Genomic DNA, 9691 nt, shown 5'->3' on the forward strand with positions numbered 1-9691 from the left:
CGTCGATCACGGCGCCGGCGTCGCCGACCACCTCACCACCGGTTGCCTGAGCGATCTGTGCTGCCGTGAAACGCATGCCGATCAATGTACTGGGCGCCCGGTCGGCGCCCGCGTCACGGACCGACGCGCAGCCCCGCGAGCCGGGCCGCGCGGAGGAGCTCGGCGTCGAGGGACACCATGACGTCCGCACGCAACCGGAGCGCTACGGCCAGGTGCAAGGCGTCGAGCGTGCGGAGTTGTCCGGGAACCAGCGGTGCGTTTGCGAAGTCATCCTGGTCGATGTCCACGATGTCGATCTCCGCCAGCGTGGAGTCTGCAAGATCGATATCGATCTCCGGTTGGCGATTGGCCTGGCAGCGAACTTCGGTGCGCAGGAGTGCGGACGATAGGACTATGTCGTCGGCTCCGAACAGGTCGAGGTAACTCCTGACCCGAGCGCCGGCGGTGACGGTTTGTGCATCGCGCCCGACAACCACCATCCGGAGGAATGCCGACGTGTCGATGTAGACGATCACCCGATGATGCCCGCCGCGTCACTCATCGAACATCGCGTCGCGCTGACCGCGCATCTCATCGAGGACTTCCAGCGGATCGCGATCGGCGATTGTGGGTTTGATGGATGAGAAATTTCTCCGTTGCGTACCGCGCTGCACTTTCCCGGCGGCGATAAGCCGCTCGTAGGGTGTCAGGGCCGGAGGTGACAGTACTGCCACCACTTTGCCGTGGTTGGTGATCTCGAAGGTCTCACCGTTGCTGACCTCCTCGAGGATCTTCGACGAGTTGTTCCGGAGTTCGCGGTGCGGGATCGTGCGCATAGTTGCCTCCTGAAGGCGACGCGGCGCGTGTAGCAATCGTAGCAGTTGAGAGCGTCTGTTTGGGGGACACTAGGCTATGCGGCATGGCTTCGCCCCTCCTGCGTCTGGTCGTCCTGTTCGGTGGCGTCTCGGCAGAACATGACGTTTCCCGTGTGACCGCGGCCCACGTGCTGGCAGCCGCAGACCGCACCAAGTACGAGCTGGTGCCCGTGGGCATCGGCAAGGACGGCTCGTGGGTGCGCAACGACGACGCGATGGCCGCGCTTGCCGATGGCACGCCGCTGCCGAACGCACTTGATGTCGTCGGGACGGCCGTCGACCCGCTGACCGTGCTGCGGGGTGAGCAGTCCGAAGCGATAACCGTGGTACTGCCGCTACTGCACGGCCCGCATGGTGAGGACGGAACCATGCAGGGGTTACTGGAACTGTTCAAGTTGCCGTACGTCGGGTCGGGTGTGCTCGGGTCGGCGGTGTGCATGGACAAGGCGATGGCCAAGCGCGTCACCGAGCAAGCCGGCATCCCGCAGTGCCGATGGATCGAGTTCCGCGACGGCATCGACGACGCCCGCGAGATCGTCGGCCGCGCCATCGATGCGCTGGGTCTGCCGCTGTTCGTCAAACCCGCCAACCTCGGATCGTCCGTCGGAATCAGTAAGGCGCACAATGAATCCGAACTCGACAAAGCCATCGATGTCGCATTGCGCTATGACGACACCGTCATCATCGAGGAGGCGGTGACCGCCCGCGAGATCGAGGTCGCGGTCCTGGGCAACACCGCCCCCGAAACGTCGGTGCCCGGCGAGATCCTGCCCGGCAGCGACTTCTACGACTACGAGGACAAGTACGTGACCGGCGCCGCGAAGCTGGCGATCCCCGCCGACCTGCCCGCCGAAGAGATCGCGAAGGTTCGGGAGCTGGCCGTCGAGTCGTTTCTCGCGCTGCGCTGCGCCGGCCTGGCCCGCGTCGACTTCTTCTACGAGGAGGGCGGCCGCGGCTGGCTCCTCAACGAGATCAATACCATCCCCGGCTTCACCCCCGGCTCGATGTACCCGAAACTCTGGGACGCGGCCGGTCTCGGTTACGCCGACCTCATCGACCGGCTCGTGGTGCTGGCACTGGAGAATCACCGCCGCCGGGCCGGGTTCTCCACCGAACACTGATCGGCTGGCTCACGGGCGCAGGCCGCGCAGGTAGACGTCGATGAGCCAGGACGTGTGGGTGTCGCAGTCGGCTTCGTCCTGTTCGGACAGTGGTCGGGTGATCGACGCGATGCCGAGTTGAAAGTTCTTGGCGGACACATCATCTCGCACCAGACCTGCATCCTTGGCGCGTTCCAGGAGCGTTTCCTGTGCGGCGAGCACCCCCGTGCGCAGCGGTTCGACGTAGTCGGGGGTGCCGGTGTCGCCGAACTTCTCCGCCAGTGCGGGAATGAGCGTTCCGGGTCGCAGCGCCGCCAGCGCGTGCACGAAATCGTGCCAGCCTTGATCCGGATCCTTGTCGATCCGGGTCAGGTAGTCGTCTTCGACTGCCCGGAAGCAGTCGGCGAGGTCCTCGACGACGGCGCGGATCAGGTCGTCGCGGGTGGGGAAGTTGCGGTAGAGCGTCGCGATCCCGATGCGCGCCGCGTCGGCGACCGCGGACAACGGAACATCCACCCCGCGCGCGGAGAACAGGGTGCGCGCGGCGTCGACGATGGCCGTGCGGTTGGCACGTGCGTCAGATCTCATCGCTGTCTCCCGTCAAACACTTGCCGATCGTTAAACGGAAGATTACTCTCCACTTGTATCGGAGGAAAATCCTCCATATAACAGGTGATGTGTCAGGGGAAGGCAGATTTCGCATGAGCGCGAACATGGGGGCGTCCACACCGAAGCTGGGCAACCGGATCATGATGTCGCTGCTTGAGGCGCCCGTCGTCGGCGGTGTGCTCGGCAAGGGGCTGACCATCCTCACCTTCACCGGAAGAAAAACCGGCCGCACTTACCGCACACCCGTCGGTTACAAGCGCACCGGCGTAGACACCATCACCCTGCAATCCAAGTTCGGCACCGACGGCAAGACGTGGTGGCGCAACTTCACCGGCGACGGCGCGCACGTCACCGTCCTCGTCGACGGCACCACCCACCCCGGGCATGCCGTCGCCGTCAAGGACGGCGAGATCGTCACCGTCACCATCACCCTCACCAACGAAGGAGAATCCCGATGACCTGGGACCCCGCACACATCGGCGACCTCACCGGCCGCACCTACCTGATCACCGGCGCCAACGGCGGTATCGGCTACTTCGCCGCCGACCAACTGCTGCACGCCGGCGCCGACGTGATCGTCGCGGGCCGCAATCCCGCCAAACTCGACGCCGCGATCGCCGCGCTCAGCGCATCGGCGAAGGTGCCGGCCGCCGGAATCCGCACGCTGCGCATCGACACCAGTTCCGTCGCGTCGTCGAAGCGGGCCGCCGACGACATCATCGAGTCGGGAACCCGACTCGACGGGCTCATCCTCAACGCTGGCCTCGTCAAAGGACCCAAGACGCGGACCGTCACCGACGAAGGCCACGAACTCCTGTTCGCCACCAACATCCTCGGGCACTTCGCGTTCGTCGGTTCGGTCCTCGGCGAGCTCGCCGAGGCCGCCCACATCGTGTGGCTGGGCAGCTCGACAGCCATCAAGGGCGACTACGACTTCACCGACCCCGAACTCGACAGAGCCGCGGCCTCCTACAAGCCGATGAAGGTGTACGCCCACTCCAAGGCCGCCACGACGATGGTCGGCGCCGAGGCCGCCCGCAGGTTCGCCGCGGCAGGATCATCGCTGGTCAGCGTCATCGCGCATCCCGGCTACGCGCTCGGCGGCCGCGGCCCCGTAGGACCCGGCATCAACGAACCTACCGTGAAGGAACGGATCGTCGATACGCTGCAGGCGTCGTTCAGCCAGACCAAGGAACTCGGGGCCCACGCCCTGGTCCGCGCAGCCGTCGATCCGGCCGTCGCCGGCGGACAGTTCGTCGGGCCGAAGGGCTACAAGGGCCCCACCCAGATCGGCGAAGCACCGAAGTACACCACCGATCAAGCAGCCGCCGACCGGCTGTGGAAGCACCTGGAGAAGGCCACCGGCGTCATCTGGCCGTAGCCGACAGGCCCGCGGCTACAGTTGATCCATGTCCGTCCCGCACGGCGACCGCCCCGACCTCCCCGAGTGCATGACGTGGGAGGAACTCGGCGAGCTTCCCGAGGAGATCGCCGCCCAGGTGGAACTGTGGGACGGCAGGGTTGTGTGGATGCGCCGCGGACCGGCCGAGCACCAGACCTTCACCAACCGGATCTGGGCGGCCTTGGAGCGGTGCGTTCGCGCAGATCGGACGGACAATCCGGAGCGATGCCTGCGGGTCACCACCGAAACCGACGTCTTTCTGGGAACCACCGGCAAGAACGACTTCCTCACCCCGGATTTCCTCGTACACCGCTGCCTCGACAAGCCATATCAGGACCTCCGCGCCCCCGACGTCGTGCTGGTCGGTGAGGTGCTGTCGCCGGGCAACTCCCAAACCGACATGGAAGCCAAACGAGCCCGGTACGCGTCGGCCGGGATCCCCTGGTACTGGGAGGCATCACTGGATCGTTCGGCGAGCGCCATCGCCTCGATCCGCGCCTACGGTCTCGAATCCACACCCGGCCCGCTGCCGGACGGGGACCGCCCGCTACGGCAGGCCAACTACCTTCTCGCCGGCGAATGGACCCCTGCGGACGACGCCGGCATCGTCATCCGGGCTCCGCTCCCGATCGCCATCGACTGGGCGGACCTGGCGTACTGAAATCTGCGGTGTGGGCCGCAGGTGGCGGCCCGGTCAGTTGTCTGCTGGGGTGATCAGGATCGATGCGGCCAAACCGTTGATGCGGCCGAGTAACTCAGGTGGCGTGAGCGACAGGTCGAGCGCGTGGCAGTGGATCGTGACGCCTGCGCGACGAACTGTGTGTACCGTCGGCTGCTCGTTGCCTTTGGCGTAGATCAAGTGTCCGCGTGACAGACCGAGGGCCGTGCAGTACGCCAGCATTTGGTAAAGGTCGGCGTCGGGGAAGCCTTCGGGCTTCTCGGCCTTGTACTTGGCGTCGATGGCGGCGATGGCGTTGTGGGTGCTGTCGAAACAGAGAAGATCGGGCCGCATCGCCACCCTGTCGTCGATGTCGAGATAGATCCGATGCTGGGTGGCCGTACGTTGTCCTCGATTGGCCATCGCTTCGCCGAGCGCGGTGCAGACGAAGTCCTCGAAGATTCTCCACATGTCGAAGACGTAGCCGCTGACCGCGAGATCGCCGGCGTGGTGTTCGAACGATTGCGCGGCGAGGATTACCTCGGCGAGGCGTAGCGCGTTGACGTACCGCGCGTTGAGTCGGGTGGGCCGCCACGCGGGCGTGGGTACACCGCGAGAAGGGGGCGTGACCTCGGCGAAGGCGAGGTGCAGTCGCTGGAGGCGGCGTCGGGCGGTGGTGGTGATGCCGGCAACGCGCAGCATGCGCAGTGTGGCGGCCAGCAGGAGCTGGTTCTCGGCGATGTCGGTGGTGAACTCGTCGTATTCGACGGCGAGCGGTACGGCGAAACCATAGTGGCGGGTCGTCTGCTCACCGGCGAGAACCCGGCCGCGGAGCACAGGCAGGCTGTCGGTGACAGTTCGGTAGCCCTGCAATAGACCCTGGGCGGTTGCGTGAGTGGCGAGTCGGGAGAATGCTTCGGCGAGCGCGGGAAACAGGTCGTCCTCGGTGGTCAGGTGTACGGGATCGTCTCGCCAGATACCGGGCTTCTGCGCGTAACCGAGGAGGAAGATCAGCCGGTTGAGGTCGGTGATCTTTGGTCTGACGACGATCTGCAGATCCCCGACGGCCAGTGCGCCCACCTTGTTGGCTGCGGCGCGGACCGTGAACACTCCCTCGATGAGCGTGGGTGTGACGTCGACGAGTGGTGATCCGAGGAGCGCGACGTACTCGTCTGGGGTGAGTTGCCGTTCGGCGTATCCGCCTTCAGTCAGTGTCAGCGGTGATCGTGGCATCGCCGAGGCTTTCCGTTTGGGCATCGATGTGGGCGGCTACTCGCTTGCGGATGGTGTCCAGTCCGTACCGCTGTTCGATGTTGATGCCGTCACCGTAGTGGTGTTCCTCGAGCAGCGGCAGGATTGATGTGCGCCAGATCCGCTGTAGCCCGGTGTCGGTGAAGGCCGATTCACGCATGAAGTACGACGGCCCGATCTTGAAGTCGTCGTCTTCGATGAGTGCGTTCAGCTCGTCGAGGAGGTCGGCGACGTCGGTGGGGCGGTCGGTCGCGGTGAGCCAACTGCGCAGGACCCCGTTGGCCGGGTCCTGGGACGGGTGCAATGTGACGAACGAGAATCGTCGGCGCATCGCCGCATCGACCAGCGCGATGGATCGGTCGGCGGTGTTCATGGTGCCGATGATGACGATGTTGCGCGGCAACGTGAATGGGGCTGTGCTGTACATGAGGTCGATGCTCTCGTTGCGATACTCTAGCAGAAAGTACAGCTCACCGAAGATCTTGGCGAGGTTGCCGCGGTTGATCTCATCGATGATGAGGACGAACGGTGCCTGGGGGCTCTCGATGGCCCTGTCGACGAGTCTCCGCAGGGGCCCCTTCCTGAGATCGAATCCGACCTGGCCGCCGGTCTGCTGCCCGGGCCGATATCCTTCGAAGAAATCCTCGTACGAGTAAGCCGGATGGAACTGCACGATCTTGACCTTGTCTTCGCCGGCGAGATATCGGGCCAGTGTCTTTGCGATGTAGGTCTTTCCGGTTCCGGGCGGGCCGTAGAAGATGAGCTGGGGGCGGTCGCGGATCAGGTCGATACATTCCTGTAGCCAGTCCTGGTCGACGTTCAGTTGTTCGGCCAGGTACTCGTCGGCGTCGGGAAGGTGCAGCGAGGAGTCGGCTGGTGTCGGTCGTGGCAGGTCGATGAGTGTTCGGATTGTGTCGATCTGCCCGGTGAGGTCGAGGACTTCGCCTTTCTCATTGAGGCGAGTCGAGAGTTCGGGTGGGAGTTGTGCGGTGGTGATGGACTCTTCATACCAGTGAACCGGCCGCCGCAGTTTCGATCGCCCTGCGCTGTCATCGGCGTATGTGGCGTCGCCCGTGACGGTGCCGAAGTAGACCTTGCCCTGGCTGACGGTGACAACCAGATCGCCGGGGTTCATTTGGGTGAGGAACGAATAGAACTCTTCGGTCTTTTCCTTGCGGGCGGTGTAATTGACTGTTGAGTAGTCTTTGTCGACGATTGATTTCAGGTTGTCGAAGCTGATATCCGAATTCACGGGACGAAGGAACTTCGCGGCAAGCGATACCGAGGACTTTTGCTGCCAGACGGGCACCATGTCGGTGCCTGCGACATTGGAGCCGTAGATTCGCCATGCGTGTGCCGTGCCCGGGTCCGGTTCGGGTTGAGACTTCGATGGCTGCCACTTTTCTGCCCAGGGTGGCGTATATAAGTCGACGGACTTACCTTCGGCAGCAATGATATTCGAGTAGATATGGTGGAGATCGACGTCGATATCTTCGGTCGGTTCTTGGCCGAGATACTCCTCGGCGAAAGCGTCGCGAATGAGTTTCAGGTGAGTGGCGCTTACGACTGGAAGGTAAAACTCTGGAAACGCCAGGTAGAGCAGTGCTTGACGCTGTGCGGCCTGTCCGGTCTTGATCGTTCGGACAAAACCCCTGAAAGTGAGCGGGTCACTCAACACAGCGGCTGCATCCTCCGCCGGCAGCTCCCGAAACGCGCGGGTCAGCTCAATCAGGTAGTTGATCTGCTTCCATTTCTGAGTGGTGAACGCCTGGCCGCCGTTGAAGACGCCGCCCGACATCAATGCGTCCAGGACATCCTCGGGGAGTTCGACGGAGTCTCCACCGATCCTGAGGATCGACTTCGTCTGCTCAACCTTCTTCGGCCCGCTCACATTCGTGATCGGTAGGACGTTCAGAATAAAGATCTCGGCGAACAGTTGGATCGCACCGTGAGACCTGCTGCCTATCTGTCCATCAAGCTTCTCGAAGAAGGATTTCGCACTGAGATCCGGGCGTTGGACAAAGTACTCGTGCAGCTCGGTCAGATTCCGGTCGGTCCACACCGGTATCCCAGGTGTGAGAAGTGAACCACCCGCGCCCAGGCAGTCGTGAACCAGGCGGTGGCCGACGGCCTCGACGGCCGGGGCTGCGGGCCGGTTCAGGGTAGGGCCAAGGGTGTCTGCGTTGTCGGACAAGGTGGTTCGGCTCCTTGCATCGGATTGCGGCTTGGTCTGGTTGCTCTGCGAATGCCATTCGATCACCCTGCGGGTGAACTATTGAATCCAGATTTATGTACCAGCTGGCTCTCGATTTCGGATAGGGCCGCCAAAGTGGGTAGCGGGTTGTCGACGGTAACGCTGCGAACGGTTTCCAACCACTGTGCGACCTCGCTCCACACCCAGACCGGCATGGAGGAAGCGCGAATGTGGGCAAACGGTACCGGAAACCCCTCGGCCTGAGTCCATTTCCGTGCGCCTTCACGGCTTACCCCCGCTCGGTGTGCGATATCGGTAGTCCCCACGAGGTCGCGATCGACACCGTGCACACGAAGCTGCGGCAGTTCGGCTTGCACTGCCCGTACCCGTTCGATTGCATCCGAGATCGGGTCGGCGTCGGACACCGACATCATGAGGACGTGAGGTTGCTCGCCTGCGATGAACATATCGGGGAACTTTTCGCCGAGCACTTGGTAAGTGGCTTCGTCGTCGAAGTCGAGACCGGAGATACGCACGCCTACGGGGAGAGACGGCATGTTGAACGTTCCTCTCCTACTGCGGCATGACGTTGGCAGTTGCCAACCACACTATCGGAGGGTCGCCGCGCACGGATCGGAACCGCTAGTCGGTAACGCTGACGACCTCTCGGTCGCGCAAGGCGGTCCACGCGGTGGTGACGTGATCACTGGTGAACATTCGTGCTTTGCGGTTGTTCCACGTGCGGACCTGGTCGAACGCCGCGGCAGGATCCTTTGCGGCCGCGTCGTCGTGGGTCATCACCCAATGCACGGTTGCCAGCAGCTCGAGACTGTACATCGACTCGAAACCGTCGATGATGTCGTAGACCCTGTCGATGCGTGCGAGTGTGTCCGGGTGCTCGGCGAGCACAGCTTGTGCCTGCTGGACTGCCCCGGGAAGCACATGGATTGGTTCAGCCTCCCTCACCGGAGTGTTGCCGTCGCCGTAACCGCTGATGAAATGGCCGTCGATATGGCTGAGGACATGGCGGAGGTTGTCGGCGTACGGCCCGTAGAGGTTCTTGACGTAGTTGAGCTTCAATGGTTGGCCTTCGAGCTGAAGGAAGTACATCAGTTTCTGGACCTCGATGAGGCTTGCGTCGAGAGCGACACGTGAGTAGCCGTCGAGCAGCGTGACGAGTGCCGCACGGCCTACGGTCATATTCGGTGCTTTCGTCGCGTTACGCATCTCTGTGGCTGCAGGAGCATCTGCCGGCGGGTAGAGACGGACTTCGACTTCCGCTAGATCGGCGAACGCATCGACGATCAGAGGACGCACATCGGCCCAGTCCAGGCCGCCGTTGCCGCAACCCAGGGGCGGTACCGCTATCGACGTGATTCCTCGGTCGCGGATTACCCGGACCAGGTCGGTGAGACCAGTCTTGATGTCGTCAAGGTGCGACTGGGCACGCCAATGCCCCTTGGTTGGGAAGTTGATGATGAACCGGGGACCGTCCAGCATCCCGGTCTCCCACACATGCATGCGGCCGAGTGAGACGGCATCGTCCTTGCATGCCTTCTCGTATGCCTTGAACATCTCGGGGTATGCCTTGCGGAACTGCAGCGCGATACCCTTGCCCATCAC

General features: G+C 63.4%; 11 protein-coding genes. 4 read left to right on the forward strand and 7 right to left on the reverse strand.

The window, feature by feature from the left end; translation table 11 throughout:
• Positions 1 to 113: 113 nt before the first annotated feature.
• Positions 114 to 515, reverse strand: a complete 402-nt coding sequence (locus KDB67_RS06880; protein WP_291014030.1) for a type II toxin-antitoxin system VapC family toxin — start codon at positions 513 to 515, stop codon at positions 114 to 116.
• Positions 516 to 533: 18 nt separating this feature from the next.
• Positions 534 to 815: a type II toxin-antitoxin system prevent-host-death family antitoxin gene (locus KDB67_RS06885; protein WP_291014033.1), complete on the reverse strand. Its 282-nt coding sequence runs from the start codon at positions 813 to 815 to the stop codon at positions 534 to 536.
• 83 nt (positions 816 to 898) lie between these two features.
• Here KDB67_RS06885 and KDB67_RS06890 point away from each other — a divergent pair, with 83 nt between their 5' ends.
• Positions 899 to 1975, forward strand: coding sequence for a D-alanine--D-alanine ligase family protein (locus tag KDB67_RS06890; RefSeq protein ID WP_291014035.1), 1077 nt, complete (start codon positions 899 to 901; stop codon positions 1973 to 1975).
• A 9-nt stretch (positions 1976 to 1984) separates the two neighbouring features.
• Here the strand turns inward: KDB67_RS06890 and KDB67_RS06895 are convergent, their stop codons facing one another.
• On the reverse strand, positions 1985 to 2542 hold the full coding sequence (locus KDB67_RS06895) for a helix-turn-helix domain-containing protein (RefSeq protein WP_291014038.1): 558 nt from the start codon (positions 2540 to 2542) through the stop codon (positions 1985 to 1987).
• Positions 2543 to 2655: 113 nt separating this feature from the next.
• On the opposite strand from KDB67_RS06895, the gene KDB67_RS06900 reads away from it, so the two are divergent.
• The 3 genes from KDB67_RS06900 to KDB67_RS06910 are packed head-to-tail and all read left to right on the forward strand — an operon-like array spanning position 2656 to position 4626.
• Positions 2656 to 3021, forward strand: coding sequence for a nitroreductase/quinone reductase family protein (locus KDB67_RS06900; protein ID WP_291014041.1), 366 nt, complete (start codon positions 2656 to 2658; stop codon positions 3019 to 3021).
• Positions 3018 to 3944 (forward strand): SDR family NAD(P)-dependent oxidoreductase, encoded by a 927-nt coding sequence (locus tag KDB67_RS06905; protein WP_291014044.1) that lies wholly within the window; start codon positions 3018 to 3020, stop codon positions 3942 to 3944. The genes KDB67_RS06900 and KDB67_RS06905 overlap by 4 nt, the downstream gene beginning before the upstream one ends.
• A gap of 28 nt (positions 3945 to 3972) precedes the next feature.
• Positions 3973 to 4626: a Uma2 family endonuclease gene (locus KDB67_RS06910; protein ID WP_291014047.1), complete on the forward strand. Its 654-nt coding sequence runs from the start codon at positions 3973 to 3975 to the stop codon at positions 4624 to 4626.
• A gap of 33 nt (positions 4627 to 4659) precedes the next feature.
• On the opposite strand, the gene KDB67_RS06915 is transcribed toward KDB67_RS06910, so the two are convergent.
• From KDB67_RS06915 to KDB67_RS06930, 4 genes are all read right to left on the reverse strand, one after another.
• On the reverse strand, positions 4660 to 5856 hold the full coding sequence (locus KDB67_RS06915; protein WP_291014049.1) for a restriction endonuclease: 1197 nt from the start codon (positions 5854 to 5856) through the stop codon (positions 4660 to 4662).
• Positions 5828 to 8134 carry an AAA family ATPase gene (locus KDB67_RS06920; protein ID WP_291014051.1) on the reverse strand — a complete coding sequence of 769 codons (2307 nt, stop codon included), beginning with the start codon at positions 8132 to 8134 and terminating at the stop codon, positions 5828 to 5830. Before KDB67_RS06920 ends, KDB67_RS06915 begins: the two co-directional genes overlap by 29 nt.
• Positions 8131 to 8604 carry a hypothetical protein gene (locus tag KDB67_RS06925; protein ID WP_291014053.1) on the reverse strand — a complete coding sequence of 158 codons (474 nt, stop codon included), beginning with the start codon at positions 8602 to 8604 and terminating at the stop codon, positions 8131 to 8133. Before KDB67_RS06925 ends, KDB67_RS06920 begins: the two co-directional genes overlap by 4 nt.
• Positions 8605 to 8710: 106 nt before the next feature.
• Positions 8711 to 9691: macro domain-containing protein (locus tag KDB67_RS06930; protein WP_291014055.1), on the reverse strand; the 981-nt coding region annotated here is incomplete at its 5' end.

Origin of the sequence: Gordonia sp. (in: high G+C Gram-positive bacteria) (genome assembly GCF_020438995.1) — a bacterium.
In the GTDB taxonomy this organism is placed as follows: domain Bacteria; phylum Actinomycetota; class Actinomycetes; order Mycobacteriales; family Mycobacteriaceae; genus Gordonia.